The following is a 19,076-nucleotide window of genomic DNA, read 5'->3' on the forward strand; positions in this document are numbered from 1 at the left end:
TCGGTGTAATCAAAGGGGCTCTGATAGGTGCCGACAGCGCGGCAATAGGCCAGAATAGAGGGCCCGGCGAGTGGCCGGGATCGTGGAGAGTCAGTTATGGCGTTTGATCAGGTGCGTCAGCGCCGTTTGTCCGACGATATTGTCGAGCAGCTTGAGGGCATGATCCTTGAGGGCACGTTGAAGTCGGGCGAGCGATTGCCAGCCGAGCGCGCACTGGCTGAACAGTTTGGTGTGTCGCGGCCGTCGTTGCGCGAGGCGATCCAGAAGCTGGCGGCCAAGGGGTTGCTGGTCAGTCGTCAGGGCGGCGGCAACTATGTGGTGGAGACGCTGGGTTCAACCTTCAGCGACCCATTGCTGCATCTGCTGGAAAACAACCCCGAAGCCCAGCGTGATCTGTTGGAGTTTCGTCAGACGCTCGAGGCGTCTTGCGCCTATTACGCGGCGTTGCGCGCCACGGAAGTGGACCGCGAGCGGCTGACGGCAGCCTTTGATGCCTTGCAGGATTGCTACACGCGTGACGATGAGGTGAGCCGTATTGAAGAGGGCGCGGCCGATGCCAGGTTTCACTTGGCTATCGCCGAAGCGAGCCACAATGCGGTATTGCTGCACACCATTCGCGGTTTGTTTGATCTGCTCAAGCGTAACGTGGTGACCAATATCGGTGGCATGTACCAGCAACGCAGCGAAACCCGCGACATGCTGATCAATCAGCATCGCGACTTGTACTTGGCGATTATCGAAGGGCGGGCGGAACAGGCGCGGGAAGTTTCAACACGTCACCTGCTGTACGTGCAGGAAGTGTTGGAAGAAGTGCGTCAGGAAGTGCAGCGCATGGCGCGGGCGGAGCGGCGCAAGGGGATGTGATCGGCAGTTGCGGCGCAGGGAGCAGGCTCCCTGGCCACACGGGCTTGCATCAAGGGCCGGGGAAGATCAGTCTTCCTTGCCCTTGTTGCGTACGGCGCGCTGCAATTCCCGGTTGGAGTCGCGCTCGCGCTCGGTATCACGCTTGTCGTATTCCTTCTTGCCCTTGCCCAGTGCGATCTCGCACTTGACCAGGTGCTTGCTCCAGTACCACGACAGGCAGACGCAGGCGTAGCCCTTCTGTTGTACGGCAGCGGCGAGCTTTTCCAGTTCGCGCGCATTGAGCAGTAGCTTGCGCGTACGCACTGGGTCGGCAATGACGTGGGTGCTGGCGGTCATCAACGGCGTGATATGACTGCCGAGCAGCCAGGCCTCGCCATCCTTGAGCAGCACGTAACTGTCGACCAGCTGCAACTTGCTGGCGCGCAGACTTTTTACTTCCCAGCCGGCCAGGACCAGACCAGCCTCGAACCGATGTTCGATGAAGTAATCGTGTCGCGCCTTTTTGTTCTGCGCGATGGTCCCTGTTGGGTGTTTCTTTTGTTTAGCCATAGGGGCGGCATTATAGGGAGTTGCGAGCGTGTCGGCTACGGTCAACCTGCGTGCTTGAGCGTGTTGGACGAATCCCGGACAATACCGCCAGGTTTCTGGTTTTTTTCTCTCGCGAATCGGGCAGTCTTTTCGCGATGTTTGCCGCTCAGCTTCGGAAATAACGTTCCCATGACGACGCATATTCAACGCTCGGCCCTGCTGCCTTATCCGGCGCAAGCGCTCTATGACCTGGTCAACGACGTGGCGAGCTACCCGGATTTCCTGCCCTGGTGCTCCTCATCCACGGTATTGGAGAGCAGCGATGAGCATATGCGTGCGAGTCTGGAGGTGTCCAAGGGCGGGCTTGGTCAGAAGTTTGTGACGAGCAATGTCCTGGTGCCTGGTCGATCCATCGAGATGAATCTGGAAGAGGGGCCGTTCACTCAACTGCATGGTGTCTGGGTATTCAAGCCATTGGGGGAGAAGGCGTGCAAGATCAGCCTGGACCTGACGTTTGATTACGCAGGCTCCATTGTGCGGGCGACCTTGGGGCCGCTGTTCAATCAGGCGGCGAACACCCTGGTGGATGCGTTTTGCCAGCGGGCCAAGCAATTGCATGGCTGAGTCCATGATTGAGATTGAGGTGGTCTGCGCGGCAGTGGATCGCCAATTGTTGTTGAATCTGGCGGTTGCGCCGGGGACGAGCCTGCGGGCGGCGGTGCTGGCTTCAGGTATTGCGGCGCAGTTTCCTGAACTGGATGTTGCCAGTTGCCCCTTGGGAATTTTCGGCAAGGTTGTGGCGGATGCTGAAACGCGTAGCGTGCAGCTCGGCGATCGCATCGAGATTTATCGCCCTTTGCTGGCGGATCCCAAAGAGGTAAGGCGCTTGCGAGCGGCTAAAGCAGCCGAAGCTCGGCGGCAAAATCCATAACCTGCGAAACAGCAGGCAACAAAAAGCCCGGCATGCCGGGCTTTTTGTTGAGCGATGCAAATTATTGCGGGCCTGTATCCAGAGGCTCTGGCGTTGGCACCGGTACGGTTTCGACGCTGTCGATATCTTTCTGGATGGTATCCAGCAAGGAGCCAGGCTTGGCCGGCACCTCGGACTTGGGCTTTTCAGCATTCTGCGCTGGCGCAGTGACGCTGGTCCCGCTGTCCTTGCCCAGCAGGGCTTCATCGCGGCTTACGCCAGGCATGAAGTCACCGGAAAGGCTGACGAGTTGGTCATTGCCATTAAAGATGACACTGACGCGCTCCTGTTGGCGTTCCCCGCCTCCAGGCTGCAGGCTATAGAGATAATCCCAGCGATCGGCATGGAATGTGTCGGTCAGCAGGGGATTGCCCATGATAAACCGTACTTGCCGTCGGGTCATTCCCGGGCGTAACTGGTCTATCATGTCCTGCGTGACGACATTGCCCTGCTGGATGTCGATTTTGTAAACCCCGGGGAATGAACAACCGGCGAGTGCGAGCAGTCCCACAAGGGTGAAACTGGTTAGCAAGAGCTTGGTGTTTTGCATCGGTGGGCGACTTCCACTATCTTGGCTGGGACAACGTAAACGCCGATCATACCCGTATTAAGAGAAGCTGCGAAGCAGCATCCGCGAGAAAGCTAACCATGGTTGAAAATAGCGAACTACGCAAAGCCGGTCTTAAAGTGACTCTGCCACGAGTCAAGATTCTACAAATGCTCGATTCCGCCGAGCAGCGCCACATGAGTGCCGAGGATGTCTACAAGGCACTGATGGAGTCTAACGAGGACGTCGGCCTGGCCACGGTTTACCGTGTACTGACCCAGTTTGAAGCCGCAGGGCTGGTGGTTCGTCATAATTTCGACGGCGGTCATGCAGTGTTTGAACTGGCTGACGGTGGTCATCACGACCATATGGTTGACCTGGATACCAATGAGGTAATCGAGTTCACCAGTCCTGCAATCGAGAAGCTCCAGCATGAGATCGCTGAGCAGCACGGATTCGATTTGGTGGACCATAATCTGGTCCTGTACATACGTAAGAAAAAGTAAGAAAGCTACGCAGATTCGCTCTGCGAAACGATCGAAGGCGACCTTAGGGTCGCCTTCGTGCTTTCTAGCGAGGGAAAACTCGCGATCAGACCTTCGCCGTCACCACCATTTTCTTCGCATGGGCCAGGGACTCCTTGGTCAGATCGATGCCGCCGAGCATGCGCGCGACTTCTTCCACGCGTTCGGTCTTGTTCAACTTGGACACCGCGGTGTGTGTGGCATCACTGCCCCGCACCTTATGCACAAACAGATGCTGATGCCCCTGGGCTGCCACCTGGGGCAAGTGGGTAACGGTCAATACCTGCCCGCGCTCACCGAGGCGACGCAGCAGTTGGCCGACAATTTCTGCGGTTGGCCCGCCGATCCCCACGTCCACTTCGTCGAAGACTAGGGTCGGTACGCGAGAGGTCTGGGCAGTGATGACTTGGATCGCCAGGCTGATCCGTGACAACTCGCCACCAGACGCCACCTTGGCCAGTGCCTTGAGGGGTTGGCCCGGGTTGGCGCTGACCAGCAGTTCGACTTGCTCAAGGCCGTTGGGCTGCAGTTCATTGCCGCTATTGGCGTGTAGCTCGATGGTGAAGCGCCCGCCGGGCATGCCCAAACGCTGGATTTCCTGTTCCACCGCGCAGGCCAGTGCAGTTGCGGCCTGGTGTCGCAGGTCGCTCAGCTCCCGCGCTTTTTCCTGGTAGTGGCGGGCGAAAGAGGCCAGTTCATCACCCAGGCGCTCAATGGATTCATCGTTGGCGTTCAGGGTTTCGATCTCATCCAGCAGTTTTTGCTGCATGGCTGCGACTTCTGTTGGTTGGATCCGGTGTTTGCGCGCCAAGGTATAAATAGTGTCGAGGCGTTCTTCGATCTCTTGCAGGCGAGCCGGGTCGGCATCGAAGTGGTCAAGGAAGCGGTTCAACTCGCCAACCGCCTCTTCTACCTGGATCTGCGCACTGGTCAGCAGTGTGGTGGCTTCATTTAGTGAGCCGGAGCCGCTGTTTACGCTCGACAGGCGGTTAAGGCTTGCCGTCAGTGCGTTCAGCACATTGCCGGAGTCACTTTCGCTGCATTGCTCGACAACCTGGCGGCAGATGCCCAGCAGGGTTTCGGCATTGGTCAGGTTCTTGTGTTCCTGCTCCAACTGTTCCAGTTCGGTTTCGCCCAGGCCCAGGCTTTCCAGCTCTTCCAGTTGATAGCTGAGGAGTTGGTGGCGGGCGCGTTGTTCGTCGCCGGAATTGGACAGGCGCTCCAGTTCCAGGCGGGTCTGGCGCCAGCGCTGCGCAGCCAACTGCACTTGGCGAGCCAGGTCGGTGGCGCCGGCGTACTCATCCAGCAGGCGGCGGTGGGTGTCGGTTTTCAGCAGGGATTGATGTTCGTGCTGGCTGTGGATGTCGATCAACAACTCGCCGAGGGCTTTCAGGTCGCCAAGGGGGCAGGGCGTGCCATTGATGTAGCCTCGGGAGCGGCCTTCGGCGGTGATCACGCGGCGCAGGATGCATGGGCCGTCGTTGTCCAGGTCACGTTCGGCGAGCCAGGCGCTGGCTTCCGGGATATCTGCCAGATCAAAGGTCGCCAGGATATCGGCCTTGTCTGCACCCGGGCGAACCACGCCACTGTCGGCGCGATCGCCCAGGGTCAGGCCCAGGGCGTCGAGCATGATCGACTTGCCGGCGCCGGTTTCGCCTGTGATTACGCTCATCCCGCGATCCAGTTCAAGATCCAGATGCTCAACGATGGCGTAGTTATGTACGGACAGGTGAACCAGCATAATGGCTGCTCCCAGGCTTTAGGTCTGGTTATTTATACAGTGTTTTGTTTGGCGCTGACAATCCTGCGGCTTAGCTCAATTTGCTTGGATGGCGATGTTTTTTAGCGCGATGTGGAATGTGCGGGAAAGTGTCGGTCAGGACATGTCGGCCCTTGAACCTGGAAATTGTGGCCCCATATACCGGAACAGAAGCGCGAGTTGAGTTCGCGCAGGATTTTGAAAGGAGAAAACTATGGCTGACGAACAGACGCTGGATACGCAAAACCCAGACGCCAACCAGGCCTCGCAGGCAGCGGGTGAAGACCTGGTGGCTCGTGTGCAGGTGCTCGAAGAGCAGCTGGCAGGCGCTCAGGATCAGGCTTTGCGTGTTGCTGCCGATCTGCAGAACGTCCGCCGCCGCGCCGAGCAGGATGTAGAGAAAGCCCACAAGTTCGCGCTGGAAAAGTTTGCCGGTGATCTGTTGCCGATCATCGACAGCCTGGAGCGCGGCTTGGAGCTGTCCAGCCCGGACGACGAAAACATCCGAGCCATGCGCGAAGGGATCGAACTGACCCTGAAAATGTTCCAGGACACCCTGAAGCGTTATCAGTTGGAAGCCATCGATCCACAAGGCGGCGAGCCGTTCAACGCGGAGCATCACCAGGCCATGGCCATGCAGGAAAATGCTGACCTTGAGCCCAATAGCGTGTTGAAGGTGTTCCAGAAGGGCTACCAGCTCAACGGTCGCCTGTTGCGTCCGGCGATGGTGGTGGTGAGCAAGGCTCCCGCACCGGTTTCGCCATCGATTGACGAGCAGGCTTGAAATCGTTCGTAACGACCCCATTTATAAGTCAAGCGTTTAAGTGCTACCGCAGTTAGCCACCACTGCTGCGGCAACCAAATCCAAAGTTTCGGGAGAGTGAATCATGGGCAAAATTATCGGTATCGACCTGGGGACTACCAACTCCTGCGTCTCCGTGCTGGAAAACGGCGTATCCAAGGTTATTGAGAACGCAGAAGGCGCGCGTACCACTCCGTCCATCGTGGCTTATGCCAACGACGGCGAGATCCTGGTAGGCCAGTCCGCCAAGCGTCAGGCTGTGACCAATCCGCATAACACCCTGTACGCGGTGAAGCGTTTGATCGGTCGTAAGTTCGACGAAGAAGTCGTACAGAAAGACATCAAGATGGTGCCGTACAAAATCGCCAAGGCCGACAACGGTGACGCCTGGGTTGAAGTGAACGGCCAGAAAATGTCGCCACCGCAAATCTCGGCTGAAATCTTGAAAAAGATGAAAAAGACTGCCGAAGACTACCTGGGTGAAGCAGTGACTGAGGCGGTGATCACCGTTCCGGCCTATTTCAACGACAGCCAGCGCCAGGCGACCAAAGACGCCGGCCGCATCGCGGGCCTGGACGTAAAACGTATCATCAACGAACCTACCGCGGCCGCTCTGGCCTACGGCATGGACAAGGCCAAGGGCGACCACACTGTGATCGTTTATGACCTGGGTGGCGGTACTTTCGACGTTTCCGTGATCGAAATCGCTGAAGTTGATGGCGAGCACCAGTTCGAAGTGTTGGCGACCAACGGTGACACGTTCCTCGGCGGTGAAGACTTTGACATTCGTCTGATCGACTACCTCGTTGACGAATTCAAGAAAGAAAGCGGTATGAACCTCAAGGGTGACCCGCTGGCGATGCAGCGTCTGAAAGAAGCCGCTGAAAAAGCCAAGATCGAACTGTCTTCGAGCAATTCGACCGACGTGAACCTGCCGTACATTACTGCAGACGCCACCGGTCCTAAGCACCTGAACGTGAAGATTTCGCGCGCCAAGCTCGAATCGCTGGTTGAAGACCTGGTTCAACGCACCATCGAGCCTTGCCGCATCGCCCTGAAAGATTCGGGTATCGACGTTGGCTCGATCAACGACGTGATCCTGGTCGGTGGTCAGACCCGTATGCCGCTGGTGCAGCAGAAGGTCACCGAGTTCTTCGGTAAAGAAGCGCGTAAAGACGTCAACCCGGACGAAGCAGTTGCCATGGGTGCTGCCATCCAAGGTGCGGTACTGGCCGGTGACGTGAAGGACGTGCTGCTGCTGGACGTCAGCCCGCTGACCCTGGGTATCGAAACCATGGGCGGCGTGATGACCGCGCTGATCGAGAAAAACACCACGATTCCTACCAAGAAATCGCAAGTGTTCTCGACTGCCGATGACAACCAGGGCGCCGTGACCATTCACGTGCTGCAAGGTGAGCGTAAGCAGGCCGCGCAGAACAAGTCCCTGGGCAAGTTCGACCTGGCCGAGATTCCACCAGCTCCACGTGGCGTGCCACAGATTGAAGTGACCTTCGACATCGACGCCAACGGCATTCTGCACGTAGGCGCCAAGGACAAGGCTACTGGCAAGACTCAGTCGATCGTGATCAAGGCCAACTCCGGCCTGTCCGAGGAAGAAATTCAGCAGATGATTAACGATGCTGAAAAGAACGCCGAGGAAGATCGCAAGTTCGAAGAGCTGGCCGCTGCCCGTAACCAGGGTGATGCGCTGGTTCACTCGACTCGCAAAATGATCGCTGATGCTGGCGAAAAAGTGACTGCTGAAGAGAAGACCGCAATCGAAGCCGCCGTGGTTGCCCTGGAAGCCGCTGTTAAAGGCGACGACAAGGCAACCATCGACGCCAAGGTTGAGGAACTGTCGAAAGTCTCCGCGCCGGTCGCTCAGAAGATGTACGCCGAGCAGGACCCGCAAGGTGACGCTGCGGCGCAACAGGCAGAGCCTGAAGCCAAGCACGACGACATTGTCGATGCTGACTTCGAAGAAGTTGACGACCAGAAGAAGTAACTTGGTCGCCCGGTTGACCGCTATCAAGCGGTGACTGGTAGGATGTCGCCGCGCGGGAGCTTGCTCCCGCGTTGGCGTGTCTGGGGTACGGGAATTTTTACAGCATGCGACAAGGTTCGGATGCTGGCGGTGTGATCGGGAATGCTCCTGCTTTGCGATCAACAGTCACCGCGTTTTTAGCTGGGTCTCGGCTGAGAGCAGTAAAGACCAGGATCGTTGAATTTGACGTGAGTTGGGTCCGGGCCTGTATTGGGGCTCAACGAGTTTGGCAGGCTCAGGAGGGTTTTGCCGAACGTCCTTAAGAGTGCAAAGACTTATGGCAAAGCGTGACTATTACGAAGTGTTGGGTGTGGAGCGCGGCTCCAGCGAGGCGGACCTGAAGAAGGCCTATCGTCGCCTGGCGATGAAGCATCACCCGGACCGTAATCCGGATAGCAAAGAATCCGAAGAAATGTTCAAAGAGGCCAATGAGGCCTACGAATGCCTGTGTGATCCGAACAAGCGTGCCGCCTACGACCAGTACGGCCATGCCGGTGTCGATCCAAGCATGGGTGGCGGCGGTGCCGGTTTTGGCGGGCAGAACTTCTCCGACATCTTCGGAGATGTTTTCAGCGACTTCTTTGGTGGCGGTCGCGGCGGTCAGCGCGGCGGTGCTCAGCGCGGCAGCGACTTGCGCTACACCCTGGAGCTGAACCTGGAAGAAGCCGTGCGCGGCACCAGCGTCAACATCCGTGTACCGACGCTGGTCAACTGCAAGCCGTGCGATGGTTCGGGCGCCAAGAAGGGCTCTTCGCCGATCACTTGCCCAACCTGTGGCGGTATTGGTCAGGTGCGCATGCAGCAGGGTTTCTTCTCTGTGCAGCAAACCTGCCCGCGCTGCCATGGTCAGGGCAAAATCATTTCCGATCCGTGCGATTCCTGCCACGGCGAAGGGCGTGTCGAAGAGTACAAGACCCTGTCGGTGAAAGTGCCTGCGGGTGTTGATACCGGTGACCGCATCCGCTTGTCCGGTGAAGGCGAGGCGGGTACACAGGGTGGTCCGACGGGCGACCTGTATGTGGTGATCAATGTGCGCGAGCACGCGATCTTCCAGCGTGACGGCAAGCACCTGTTCTGCGAAGTGCCGATCAGCTTTGTCGATGCGGCCCTGGGTGGCGAGCTGGAGATTCCGACCCTCGAAGGTCGGGTCAAGCTGAAGATCCCCGAGGGGACACAGACCGGCAAGCAGTTCCGGATCCGTGGCAAGGGTGTGGCGCCGGTGCGCGGCGGTGGTGCGGGCGACTTGATGTGCCGTGTGGCCGTCGAAACCCCGGTCAACCTGGATCGTCGCCAGCGTGAGTTGCTCGAAGAGCTGCGCGGCTCGCTGGCCGGTGATGGCTCCCATTCGCCCAAGACTGCTGGCTGGTTCGAAGGCGTGAAGCGCTTCTTCGGCGACCTGTAAGGACGTGGATATGCGACGTATAGCAGTGATGGGCGCCGCCGGGCGTATGGGCAAGAACCTGGTGGAGGCGGTGCAGCAGCGTTCGCCTCTGTCGGGGCTGACTGCGGCAATCGTACGCCCCGGCAGTACGCTGATCGGCGCCGATGCTGGCGAGTTGGCTGCGCTGGGGCGGATCGGTGTGGCGCTGTCCGGCAGCCTGGAGCAAGTGGCTGATGAATTCGATGTGTTGATCGATTTCACCCTGCCCGAAGTGATGCTGAAAAACCTGGCGTTCTGCCGCAAGGCGGGCAAGGCCATGGTCATTGGCACCACCGGCCTGAATGCCGAGCAGAAGCAGTTGCTCGTCGCGGCGGGCAAGGACATTCCTATCGTGTTTGCCGCCAACTTCAGTGTGGGCGTCAACCTGTCGCTGAAGTTGCTCGACATGGCTGCACGGGTGCTGGGTGATGATGCGGATATCGAGATCATCGAGGCCCATCACCGGCACAAGGTCGATGCGCCATCGGGGACCGCCATGCGCATGGGTGAAGTGATTGCCGATGCGTTGGGGCGCGATCTGTCGAAAGTCGCGGTGTATGGTCGCGAGGGGCATACCGGTGTTCGCGAGCGCGAGACCATTGGCTTTGCCACTGTGCGCGGCGGTGACGTGGTCGGTGATCACACGGTGCTGTTTGCTGCCGAAGGTGAGCGCCTGGAGATCACCCACAAGGCCTCCAGCCGCATGACTTTCGCCAAGGGCGCAGTGCGTGCGGCATTGTGGCTGGAGGGGCGCGAAGCGGGCCTCTATGACATGCAAGATGTGCTGGATCTGCGTTAATCAGTAGCAAAAAGGGGCCCCGGGTATTACTCTAGGGCCCGTTTTTACCCGCTAAGCGACGTCCTGTCGCATTCTCCTGCCTTTTCGGCTCATTAGCGGTGGACCAAAAAAGCCTTTTTCTGTAAGCTACAGCTTTAGTGTGTCCACTAAAAGCGCGCAGAATAATTCAGTGAAGAAGCGGGGTGACGTGTCCATACGTCACTCCGCTTTTTTACAACCTGCGATCGCCCTTTCAGGCTTTATTTACGGGAGGTCTTCTTGACTAAGCCAGCCATACTCGCCCTTGCTGATGGCAGCATTTTTCGCGGCGAAGCCATTGGAGCCGACGGTCAGACCGTTGGAGAGGTGGTGTTCAACACCGCCATGACCGGCTATCAGGAAATCCTTACCGATCCTTCCTACGCCCAACAGATCGTTACCCTGACCTATCCGCACATCGGCAACACCGGTACCACACCGGAAGACGTCGAGTCTGATCGTGTCTGGTCGGCTGGTCTGGTGATTCGTGATCTGCCACTGGTTGCGAGCAACTGGCGTAACACGATGTCTCTGTCCGATTACCTGAAAGCCAACAACGTGGTGGCAATCGCTGGTATCGACACGCGCCGCCTCACGCGCATCCTGCGTGAAAAAGGCTCGCAAAACGGCTGCATCATGGCCGGTGACAATATTTCCGAAGAAGCTGCGATTGCTGCAGCGCAGGGCTTCCCTGGCCTGAAAGGCATGGACCTGGCGAAAGTTGTCAGCACCAAAGAGAAGTACGAGTGGCGCTCCACTGTCTGGGACTTGAAGACCGACAGCCACGCGACTATCGAAGCCAGCGAGCTGCCGTACCACGTCGTGGCCTACGACTACGGCATCAAGTACAACATCCTGCGCATGCTGGTCGAGCGCGGTTGCCGCGTAACCGTGGTGCCGGCGCAAACCCCGGCCGCCGACGTACTGGCCCTGCAACCGGATGGCGTGTTCCTGTCCAACGGCCCGGGTGACCCGGAGCCATGCGACTACGCCATCAAGGCCATCAAGCAAGTGCTGGACACCGAGATCCCGGTATTCGGTATCTGCCTCGGTCACCAACTGCTGGCCCTGGCCTCCGGCGCCAAGACCCTGAAAATGGGCCATGGCCATCACGGTGCCAACCACCCGGTACAAGACCTGGATACGGGCGTGGTGATGATCACCAGCCAGAACCACGGTTTTGCGGTGGATGAAGCTACCTTGCCGGCCAATGTGCGTGCCATTCACAAGTCGCTGTTCGACGGTTCCCTGCAGGGTATCGAGCGCACCGACAAGAGCGCGTTCAGCTTCCAGGGCCACCCTGAAGCGAGCCCGGGCCCGAACGACGTAGCGCCGCTGTTCGACCGTTTCATCAATGAGATGGCCAAGCGACGCTGACTGAGTGGCTTGCGGGCGGCCCCGAATTTCGGTGGCCTCCGCAGGCTCTTCAAAGATTGTTCAAGACGGCTTGCCGACTGACCTGCGGATTTGAGTGACAAACCCATGCCAAAACGTACAGACATAAAAAGCATCCTGATTCTCGGCGCTGGCCCGATCGTTATCGGCCAGGCCTGTGAATTCGACTACTCCGGCGCCCAGGCCTGCAAGGCCCTGCGCGAAGAGGGTTACCGCGTCATCCTGGTGAACTCCAACCCGGCCACCATCATGACCGATCCGGACATGGCCGACGCCACCTACATCGAACCGATCAAATGGCAGACCGTTGCCAAGATCATCGAGAAAGAGCGTCCGGACGCACTGCTGCCGACCATGGGTGGCCAGACTGCACTGAACTGTGCCCTGGACCTGGAGCGCGAAGGCGTCCTGGAAAAGTTCGGCGTAGAAATGATCGGCGCCAATGCCGACACCATCGACAAGGCTGAAGACCGTTCGCGTTTCGACAAGGCCATGAAGTCTATCGGTCTTGATTGCCCGCGCTCGGGTATCGCCCACAGTATGGAAGAGGCCAACGCGGTTCTCGAAAAGCTCGGCTTTCCGTGCATTATCCGTCCGTCCTTCACCATGGGCGGCACCGGCGGCGGTATCGCTTACAACCGTGAAGAGTTCGAAGAAATCTGCGCCCGCGGCCTGGATCTGTCGCCGACCAAAGAGCTGTTGATCGACGAATCCCTGATCGGCTGGAAAGAGTACGAGATGGAAGTTGTCCGCGATAAAAAGGACAACTGCATCATCGTCTGCTCGATCGAAAACTTCGACCCGATGGGCGTGCACACCGGTGACTCGATCACCGTTGCACCTGCGCAAACCCTGACGGACAAGGAATACCAGATCATGCGTAACGCCTCGTTGGCGGTACTGCGTGAGATCGGCGTTGAAACCGGCGGTTCCAACGTTCAGTTCGGTATCTGCCCGGACACGGGCCGCATGGTCGTGATCGAGATGAACCCGCGTGTATCGCGTTCTTCGGCGCTGGCATCAAAAGCTACCGGCTTCCCGATTGCACGCATCGCTGCCAAGCTGGCGATCGGTTACACCTTGGACGAGCTGCAAAACGAAATCACTGGCGGTGCTACGCCGGCGTCCTTCGAGCCGTCGATCGACTACGTCGTCACTAAGCTGCCGCGCTTCGCTTTCGAGAAGTTCCCGAAAGCTGACGCCCGCCTGACCACTCAGATGAAGTCGGTCGGTGAAGTCATGGCCATTGGCCGGACATTCCAGGAGTCCCTTCAGAAAGCCCTGCGTGGCCTGGAAGTGGGCGTTTGCGGTCTGGACGAGAAGCTCGACCTGAGCAACCCGGAAAGCATGAGCATCCTCAAGCGCGAGCTGACCGTCCCGGGCGCCGAGCGTATCTGGTACGTGGCTGACGCCTTCCGCGCGGGCATGACCGTCGAAGACATCTTCGGCATGAACATGATTGACCCGTGGTTCCTGGTGCAGATCGAAGATCTGATCAAGGAAGAAGAGAAGGTCAAGACCCTGGGTCTTTCCTCTATCGACCGCGACCTGATGTTCCGCCTCAAGCGCAAAGGCTTCTCCGACCAGCGTCTGGCCAAGCTGCTGGGTGTGACCGAGAAAAACCTGCGCACCCACCGCCACAAGCTGGATATCTTCCCGGTCTACAAGCGTGTTGACACCTGCGCCGCAGAGTTCGCCACCGACACCGCGTACCTGTACTCCACTTACGAGGAAGAGTGCGAAGCCGCGCCGTCGGGTCGCGACAAGATCATCATCCTGGGTGGCGGTCCAAACCGTATCGGCCAGGGCATCGAGTTCGACTACTGCTGCGTACACGCCGCCCTCGCCCTGCGCGAAGACGGGTACGAGACCATCATGGTCAACTGCAACCCGGAAACTGTTTCCACTGACTACGACACTTCTGACCGCCTGTACTTCGAGCCGGTAACGCTGGAGGACGTGCTGGAAATCTGTCGCGTCGAGAAACCAAAAGGCGTGATCGTGCAGTACGGCGGGCAAACCCCGCTGAAACTGGCGCGGGCCCTGGAAGCGGCCGGCGTGCCGATCATCGGTACCAGCCCAGACGCCATCGACCGTGCCGAAGACCGTGAGCGCTTCCAGCAAATGGTCGAGCGCCTGAACCTGCGTCAGCCGCCAAACGCTACTGTGCGCAGCGAAGACGAAGCCATCCGCGCCGCCAGCAAGATCGGCTACCCGCTGGTGGTGCGTCCGTCGTACGTGCTGGGCGGCCGGGCGATGGAAATCGTCTACGAAGAAGACGAACTCAAGCGCTACCTGCGTGATGCGGTGAAAGTGTCCAATGACAGCCCGGTGCTGCTGGACCACTTCCTCAACTGCGCCATCGAGATGGACGTGGATGCGGTCTGCGATGGCACCGACGTAGTGATCGGCGCGATCATGCAGCACATCGAGCAGGCGGGCGTTCACTCCGGTGACTCCGCATGCTCCCTGCCGCCGTACTCGCTGCCGCTGCACATCCAGGACGAGATGCGCGAACAGGTCAAGAAAATGGCCTTGGAGCTGGGTGTGGTCGGCCTGATGAACGTACAGTTGGCGCTGCAGGGCGAAGACATCTATGTCATCGAAGTCAATCCACGTGCCTCGCGTACCGTACCGTTTGTTTCCAAGTGCATCGGCGTATCCCTGGCAATGATTGCCGCCCGTGTGATGGCCGGTAAGACCTTGAAGGAAATCGGCTTCACCAAGGAAATCATTCCGAACTTCTACAGCGTGAAAGAGGCGGTATTCCCATTCGCCAAATTCCCTGGCGTGGACCCGATCCTGGGCCCAGAGATGAAGTCCACCGGTGAAGTGATGGGCGTGGGCGATACCTTCGGCGAAGCATTCGCCAAGGCCCAGATGGGCGCCAGCGAAGTGCTGCCGACCGGCGGTACTGCGTTTATCAGCGTGCGTGATGATGACAAACCACTGGTTGCAGGCGTGGCCCGTGATCTGATCAACTTGGGCTTCGAAGTCGTGGCCACTGCCGGGACCGCCAAGCTGATTGAAGCCGCTGGCCTGAAAGTGCGTCGCGTGAACAAGGTAACGGAAGGCCGTCCGCACGTGGTCGACATGATCAAGAATGACGAAGTCACCCTGATCATCAACACCACCGAAGGTCGCCAGTCGATCGCGGACTCCTACTCCATTCGTCGTAATGCCTTGCAGCACAAGATCTACTGCACCACCACCATTGCTGCTGGCGAAGCCATCTGTGAAGCGCTCAAGTTCGGTCCGGAAAAGACCGTGCGTCGCTTGCAGGATCTACACGCAGGATTGAAGGCATGATCAAATACCCTATGACTGTCCAGGGCGCCAAGGCCCTGGAAGAGGAGCACGCCCACCTGACCAAGGTCGTACGTCCAAAGCTGAGCCAGGACATCGGTACGGCCCGTGAGTTGGGTGACTTGAAGGAAAACGCCGAATACCACGCTGCCCGTGAGCAGCAAGGTATGGTCGAGGCGCGGATCCGTGATATCGAAGGGCGCATGCAGAATGCGGTCATCATCGATGTCACGACCATTCCGAAGACCGGCAAGGTGATTTTTGGCACGACTGTGGAAATCGCCAACGTCGAGACGGATGAAAGCGTGACTTACCATATCGTGGGTGAGGACGAGGCTGACTTCAAACTCGGCAAGATCTCCGTCGGTTCGCCGCTGGCCCGTGCCTTGATCGCCAAGGAAGAGGGTGACGTGGTCGCCGTCAAGACGCCTGGTGGCGTGATCGAGTACGAGATTGTCGAAGTTCGTCACATCTGAAGGACGGCGCCCGCTTCCCGCGGGCGCCATGCTTTGGCAGCTGGCCCAGATGCTCTGGGTTGGCGGCCTGTGGCTGTTACACCTGGGTGTATTGCCGGTACTGGGCATGATTGGCCTGGCGCCGTTGCTGATCGATGAGATCGGCGGATTATTGAGTGCGCTGCTGGTGGGATTTGCGGCGGCGTGCGTGACTCTCCAGGCATTGGTGCTGGTCAAGGCCGAGGGCTTGGGGAGTTTGTGGCGGGATATGCGCGGGCAACTGCTGTTGATGGCGCTGTATGCGTGCGCAATGTATTGCGTGGTGCGCATATTGCTGCCGGAAGCGTTGCGCTGGCAGCTGTTCAGCTATCTTGTGCTAGGGTTTTCTGGCTTGGTGCTGGTGGCACAACCTGCGCCGGGATGGAGTGGCAGGGCGCGCGAAGCACGCCCGTGACCCTTGTATCATTTGAAGCGGTGAACGTTCGACAATTGCTTGTTGGCGCTGAAATTCTTGCGATACAGCAGCGCCATCTTGCCGATGACCTGAACCAGGTCCGCCTTGCCCACCTTGCACAGTTCTGCAATGGCGGCCAGGCGCGCTTCGCGATCGAGGATATTGACCTTGATCTTGATCAGCTCGTGATCGCCTAATGCGCGTTCAAGTTCGGCTAACACACCTTCAGTCAAACCGTTGTCAGCCACGATCAAAACTGGTTTCAGATGGTGGCCAATGGATTTGTACTGTTTCTTCTGCTCTTGAGTGAGCGGCATAATCTGACCCCTGCGTCTGATCTTGTAAAAAGCGGCGGCCAGTTTACCCGAGCGAGTCCGGGACCGCCCAGTTAATCACGACCCGTTTTATTTTCGAGGTGGCCCGTGGCCCGTTCCAAAACTAGCCTTAACTGGCTTAAAGAGCATTTCAACGATCCTTACGTCAAAAAGGCGCAAAAGGATGGCTACCGTTCCCGGGCCAGCTACAAGCTGCTGGAGATCCAGGAAAAGGACCGGTTGATCCGTCCAGGCATGAGCGTAATCGATCTTGGCGCAGCCCCAGGTGGCTGGTCCCAGGTGACCAGTCGTCTGATTGGTGGGCAAGGCCGGTTGATCGCTTCCGATATCCTGGAGATGGACAGCATCCCTGATGTGACCTTCGTCCATGGCGACTTTACCCGCGATGACGTGTTGGCACAGATCCTCGAGGCTGTCGGAAATTCGCAGGTAGACCTTGTGATTTCGGATATGGCCCCCAATATGAGTGGATTACCAGCCGTGGATATGCCACGCGCCATGTTCCTGTGCGAATTGGCACTGGATCTGGCAGGAAGGGTTCTGCGTCCGGGTGGTGATTTTCTGGTCAAGGTCTTCCTTGGGGAAGGTTTTGACGAGTACCACAAGAACATGCGCAAGCTGTTCGACAAGGTGCAGACCCGCAAGCCTGACTCATCGAGGGACAGGTCTCGCGAGCAGTATTTGCTGGGCCGCGGTTACCGCGGTGTCGAAGGCGCTGCCAGTGATGAGCGTCTTTAAAGGTTTTAAGGGAGTCGATAGGTTTTTTTATATCGCTTTCGTCACGAAGCTTTACGAATATTGTGTAGTCAAAGTTTCACAAAGGGTTACAGACGGCGCCTGCCAGAGTTGTAGGTAATGTAGTAAGTTAGGCCGGTGAATATCATGCGAAGCGCGCGCCAGTAGCGGAGCTTGCTTCAGAGGGTAGTTAATTGAACGATATGGCAAAGAATCTGATCCTGTGGTTGATCATCGCGGCTGTCCTGGTGACGGTGATGAACAACTTCTCCAGCCCTAACGAGCCGCAGACCCTCAACTATTCCGACTTCATCCAGCAAGTTAAGGATGGCAAGGTCGAGCGCGTAGCGGTTGATGGCTACGTGATCACCGGCAAGCGCAACGATGGCGACAGCTTCAAGACCATCCGTCCGGCGATCCAGGACAATGGCCTGATCGGCGACCTGGTGGACAACAAGGTGGTCGTCGAGGGCAAGCAGCCTGAGCAGCAGAGCATCTGGACCCAGTTGCTGGTAGCCAGCTTCCCGATCCTGGTGATTATTGCCGTGTTCATGTTCTTCATGCGCCAGATGCAAGGTGGTGCAGGGGGCAAGGGCGGGCCGATGAGCTTCGGCAAGAGCAAGGCACGCCTGCTTTCCGAAGACCAGGTAAAAACCACCCTGGCTGACGTTGCCGGTTGCGACGAAGCCAAGGAAGAAGTCGGCGAGTTGGTCGAGTTCCTGCGCGACCCAGGCAAGTTCCAGCGCTTGGGTGGCCGTATTCCTCGCGGCGTACTGATGGTTGGTCCTCCGGGTACCGGTAAAACCCTGCTCGCCAAGGCGATTGCCGGCGAAGCCAAGGTGCCGTTCTTCACCATTTCCGGTTCCGACTTCGTCGAGATGTTCGTCGGTGTAGGCGCCAGCCGTGTGCGTGACATGTTCGAGCAGGCCAAGAAGCACGCGCCATGCATTATCTTCATCGATGAAATCGACGCTGTCGGTCGCCATCGTGGTGCTGGCATGGGCGGTGGTCATGATGAGCGTGAGCAGACCCTCAACCAGTTGCTGGTGGAGATGGACGGCTTTGAAATGAACGACGGCATCATCGTGATTGCCGCCACCAACCGTCCTGACGTACTTGACCCGGCGCTGCTGCGTCCGGGCCGTTTCGACCGCCAGGTGGTGGTTGGCTTGCCGGATATCCGTGGCCGCGAGCAGATTCTCAAGGTCCATATGCGCAAAGTGCCAATGGGCGATGACGTGGCGCCGGGCGTGATTGCCCGTGGTACTCCTGGTTTCTCCGGTGCCGACCTGGCCAACCTGGTGAACGAGGCCTCGCTGTTCGCTGCCCGTACCGGCAAGCGCATCGTCGAGATGAAAGAGTTCGAGCTGGCCAAGGACAAGATCATGATGGGCGCTGAGCGCAAATCCATGGTCATGTCCGAAAAAGAGAAACAGAACACCGCTTATCACGAAGCCGGTCATGCCATTGTCGGTCGCGTTGTGCCTGAGCATGACCCGGTCTACAAGGTGTCGATCATTCCTCGTGGTCGGGCGTTGGGTGTCACCATGTTCCTGCCGGAAGAGGATCGTTACAGCCTCTCCAAGCGTGCCCTGATCAGCCAGATCTGCTCGCTGTACGGCGGCCGTATCGCTGAAGAGATGACTCTGGGCTTCGACGGTGTAACCACCGGCGCGTCCAACGACATCATGCGTGCCAGCCAGATTGCGCGGAACATGGTCACCAAGTGGGGTCTTTCGGAAAAACTCGGCCCGCTGATGTATGCCGAGGAAGAAGGCGAAGTATTCCTGGGGCGTGGTGGCGGCGGTCAAAGTGCCAGCTTCTCCGGCGAGACTGCCAAGCTGATCGACTCTGAAGTGCGCAGCATCATTGACCAGTGCTACGGCACGGCCAAGCAGATCCTTACCGATAACCGTGACAAGCTCGACGCCATGGCTGATGCCCTGATGAAGTACGAGACTATTGATGCCGAGCAGATCGACGACATCATGGCTGGCCGTACTCCTCGCGAGCCTCGTGATTGGGAAGGTGGTTCGGGTACTTCTGGCACACCGCCAGTGGTACAGAATGAGCGCCCGGAAAACCCAATCGGCGGCCCGGCTGCCGACCTTTAAGGCTTGA

General features: G+C 58.4%; 18 protein-coding genes. 14 read left to right on the forward strand and 4 right to left on the reverse strand.

What is annotated here, in order from left to right; genetic code table 11:
• The first annotated feature begins 96 nt into the window (after positions 1-96).
• Complete coding sequence (locus HBO05_RS26395; RefSeq protein ID WP_070994380.1) at positions 97-864, forward strand: FCD domain-containing protein; 768 nt, start codon at positions 97-99, stop codon at positions 862-864.
• Positions 865-930: 66 nt separating this feature from the next.
• Here HBO05_RS26395 and smpB read toward each other — a convergent pair whose 3' ends face one another.
• On the reverse strand, positions 931-1,413 hold the full coding sequence (gene smpB / locus HBO05_RS26400) for an SsrA-binding protein SmpB (protein ID WP_029299012.1): 483 nt from the start codon (positions 1,411-1,413) through the stop codon (positions 931-933).
• Positions 1,414-1,581: 168 nt separating this feature from the next.
• On the opposite strand from smpB, the gene HBO05_RS26405 reads away from it, so the two are divergent.
• Both HBO05_RS26405 and HBO05_RS26410 read left to right on the forward strand, forming a co-directional pair.
• On the forward strand, positions 1,582-2,016 hold the full coding sequence (locus tag HBO05_RS26405; protein ID WP_032862891.1) for a type II toxin-antitoxin system RatA family toxin: 435 nt from the start codon (positions 1,582-1,584) through the stop codon (positions 2,014-2,016).
• On the forward strand, positions 2,009-2,323 hold the full coding sequence (locus HBO05_RS26410) for an RnfH family protein (protein WP_172314658.1): 315 nt from the start codon (positions 2,009-2,011) through the stop codon (positions 2,321-2,323). Before HBO05_RS26405 ends, HBO05_RS26410 begins: the two co-directional genes overlap by 8 nt.
• Before the next feature lie 61 nt (positions 2,324-2,384).
• Here HBO05_RS26410 and HBO05_RS26415 read toward each other — a convergent pair whose 3' ends face one another.
• Positions 2,385-2,912 (reverse strand): outer membrane protein assembly factor BamE, encoded by a 528-nt coding sequence (locus tag HBO05_RS26415; protein WP_169955091.1) that lies wholly within the window; start codon positions 2,910-2,912, stop codon positions 2,385-2,387.
• Between the two features lie 98 nt (positions 2,913-3,010).
• Here HBO05_RS26415 and fur point away from each other — a divergent pair, with 98 nt between their 5' ends.
• Positions 3,011-3,415 (forward strand): ferric iron uptake transcriptional regulator, encoded by a 405-nt coding sequence (fur, locus tag HBO05_RS26420; protein ID WP_038448157.1) that lies wholly within the window; start codon positions 3,011-3,013, stop codon positions 3,413-3,415.
• An 85-nt stretch (positions 3,416-3,500) separates the two neighbouring features.
• Here fur and recN read toward each other — a convergent pair whose 3' ends face one another.
• Entirely contained in the window at positions 3,501-5,174 is a 1,674-nt protein-coding gene (gene recN, locus HBO05_RS26425) for a DNA repair protein RecN (RefSeq protein ID WP_170058514.1), read from the reverse strand.
• 232 nt (positions 5,175-5,406) lie between these two features.
• Between recN and grpE the strand changes: the two genes are divergently transcribed.
• From grpE to HBO05_RS26465, 8 genes are all read left to right on the forward strand, one after another.
• Positions 5,407-5,976, forward strand: coding sequence for a nucleotide exchange factor GrpE (gene grpE / locus HBO05_RS26430; protein ID WP_169955089.1), 570 nt, complete (start codon positions 5,407-5,409; stop codon positions 5,974-5,976).
• 103 nt (positions 5,977-6,079) lie between these two features.
• On the forward strand, positions 6,080-7,999 hold the full coding sequence (gene dnaK, locus HBO05_RS26435) for a molecular chaperone DnaK (protein WP_169955088.1): 1,920 nt from the start codon (positions 6,080-6,082) through the stop codon (positions 7,997-7,999).
• Between the two features lie 316 nt (positions 8,000-8,315).
• Positions 8,316-9,440, forward strand: coding sequence for a molecular chaperone DnaJ (gene dnaJ, locus HBO05_RS26440; RefSeq protein ID WP_169955087.1), 1,125 nt, complete (start codon positions 8,316-8,318; stop codon positions 9,438-9,440).
• 10 nt (positions 9,441-9,450) lie between these two features.
• Positions 9,451-10,257 carry a 4-hydroxy-tetrahydrodipicolinate reductase gene (gene dapB, locus HBO05_RS26445; RefSeq protein WP_169955086.1) on the forward strand — a complete coding sequence of 269 codons (807 nt, stop codon included), beginning with the start codon at positions 9,451-9,453 and terminating at the stop codon, positions 10,255-10,257.
• Between the two features lie 258 nt (positions 10,258-10,515).
• On the forward strand, positions 10,516-11,652 hold the full coding sequence (carA, locus tag HBO05_RS26450; protein ID WP_169955085.1) for a glutamine-hydrolyzing carbamoyl-phosphate synthase small subunit: 1,137 nt from the start codon (positions 10,516-10,518) through the stop codon (positions 11,650-11,652).
• A gap of 105 nt (positions 11,653-11,757) precedes the next feature.
• On the forward strand, positions 11,758-14,979 hold the full coding sequence (gene carB, locus HBO05_RS26455; RefSeq protein ID WP_169955084.1) for a carbamoyl-phosphate synthase large subunit: 3,222 nt from the start codon (positions 11,758-11,760) through the stop codon (positions 14,977-14,979).
• Positions 14,976-15,452 carry a transcription elongation factor GreA gene (gene greA / locus HBO05_RS26460; RefSeq protein WP_032862903.1) on the forward strand — a complete coding sequence of 159 codons (477 nt, stop codon included), beginning with the start codon at positions 14,976-14,978 and terminating at the stop codon, positions 15,450-15,452. Before carB ends, greA begins: the two co-directional genes overlap by 4 nt.
• A gap of 28 nt (positions 15,453-15,480) precedes the next feature.
• Positions 15,481-15,885: an MFS transporter gene (locus tag HBO05_RS26465; RefSeq protein WP_172314661.1), complete on the forward strand. Its 405-nt coding sequence runs from the start codon at positions 15,481-15,483 to the stop codon at positions 15,883-15,885.
• Between the two features lie 8 nt (positions 15,886-15,893).
• On the opposite strand, the gene HBO05_RS26470 is transcribed toward HBO05_RS26465, so the two are convergent.
• A complete protein-coding gene (locus HBO05_RS26470) occupies positions 15,894-16,202 on the reverse strand; it encodes a YhbY family RNA-binding protein (protein ID WP_029298992.1) in 309 nt (102 codons plus the stop codon).
• Between the two features lie 105 nt (positions 16,203-16,307).
• On the opposite strand from HBO05_RS26470, the gene rlmE reads away from it, so the two are divergent.
• Positions 16,308-16,958 (forward strand): 23S rRNA (uridine(2552)-2'-O)-methyltransferase RlmE, encoded by a 651-nt coding sequence (gene rlmE / locus HBO05_RS26475; protein WP_038445965.1) that lies wholly within the window; start codon positions 16,308-16,310, stop codon positions 16,956-16,958.
• Positions 16,959-17,158: 200 nt separating this feature from the next.
• Positions 17,159-19,069 (forward strand): ATP-dependent zinc metalloprotease FtsH, encoded by a 1,911-nt coding sequence (ftsH, locus tag HBO05_RS26480; protein ID WP_029298988.1) that lies wholly within the window; start codon positions 17,159-17,161, stop codon positions 19,067-19,069.
• Positions 19,070-19,076 lie beyond the last annotated feature (7 nt).

It is taken from the genome of Pseudomonas sp. WS 5079, assembly GCF_012985465.1.
Taxonomy (GTDB): Bacteria; Pseudomonadota; Gammaproteobacteria; order Pseudomonadales; family Pseudomonadaceae; genus Aquipseudomonas.

Excerpts from the sequence above, each read along its gene's own strand:
- HBO05_RS26395 (WP_070994380.1), top strand. The coding sequence starts at position 97 with ATGGCGTTTGATCAGGTGCGTCAGCGCCGTTTGTCCGACGATATTGTC.
- smpB (WP_029299012.1), bottom strand. The coding sequence starts at position 1,413 with ATGGCTAAACAAAAGAAACACCCAACAGGGACCATCGCGCAGAACAAA.
- HBO05_RS26405 (WP_032862891.1), top strand. The coding sequence starts at position 1,582 with ATGACGACGCATATTCAACGCTCGGCCCTGCTGCCTTATCCGGCGCAA.
- HBO05_RS26410 (WP_172314658.1), top strand. The coding sequence starts at position 2,009 with ATGGCTGAGTCCATGATTGAGATTGAGGTGGTCTGCGCGGCAGTGGAT.
- HBO05_RS26415 (WP_169955091.1), bottom strand. The coding sequence starts at position 2,912 with ATGCAAAACACCAAGCTCTTGCTAACCAGTTTCACCCTTGTGGGACTG.
- fur (WP_038448157.1), top strand. The coding sequence starts at position 3,011 with ATGGTTGAAAATAGCGAACTACGCAAAGCCGGTCTTAAAGTGACTCTG.
- recN (WP_170058514.1), bottom strand. The coding sequence starts at position 5,174 with ATGCTGGTTCACCTGTCCGTACATAACTACGCCATCGTTGAGCATCTG.
- grpE (WP_169955089.1), top strand. The coding sequence starts at position 5,407 with ATGGCTGACGAACAGACGCTGGATACGCAAAACCCAGACGCCAACCAG.
- dnaK (WP_169955088.1), top strand. The coding sequence starts at position 6,080 with ATGGGCAAAATTATCGGTATCGACCTGGGGACTACCAACTCCTGCGTC.
- dnaJ (WP_169955087.1), top strand. The coding sequence starts at position 8,316 with ATGGCAAAGCGTGACTATTACGAAGTGTTGGGTGTGGAGCGCGGCTCC.
- dapB (WP_169955086.1), top strand. The coding sequence starts at position 9,451 with ATGCGACGTATAGCAGTGATGGGCGCCGCCGGGCGTATGGGCAAGAAC.
- carB (WP_169955084.1), top strand. The coding sequence starts at position 11,758 with ATGCCAAAACGTACAGACATAAAAAGCATCCTGATTCTCGGCGCTGGC.
- greA (WP_032862903.1), top strand. The coding sequence starts at position 14,976 with ATGATCAAATACCCTATGACTGTCCAGGGCGCCAAGGCCCTGGAAGAG.
- HBO05_RS26465 (WP_172314661.1), top strand. The coding sequence starts at position 15,481 with ATGCTTTGGCAGCTGGCCCAGATGCTCTGGGTTGGCGGCCTGTGGCTG.
- HBO05_RS26470 (WP_029298992.1), bottom strand. The coding sequence starts at position 16,202 with ATGCCGCTCACTCAAGAGCAGAAGAAACAGTACAAATCCATTGGCCAC.
- ftsH (WP_029298988.1), top strand. The coding sequence starts at position 17,159 with ATGGCAAAGAATCTGATCCTGTGGTTGATCATCGCGGCTGTCCTGGTG.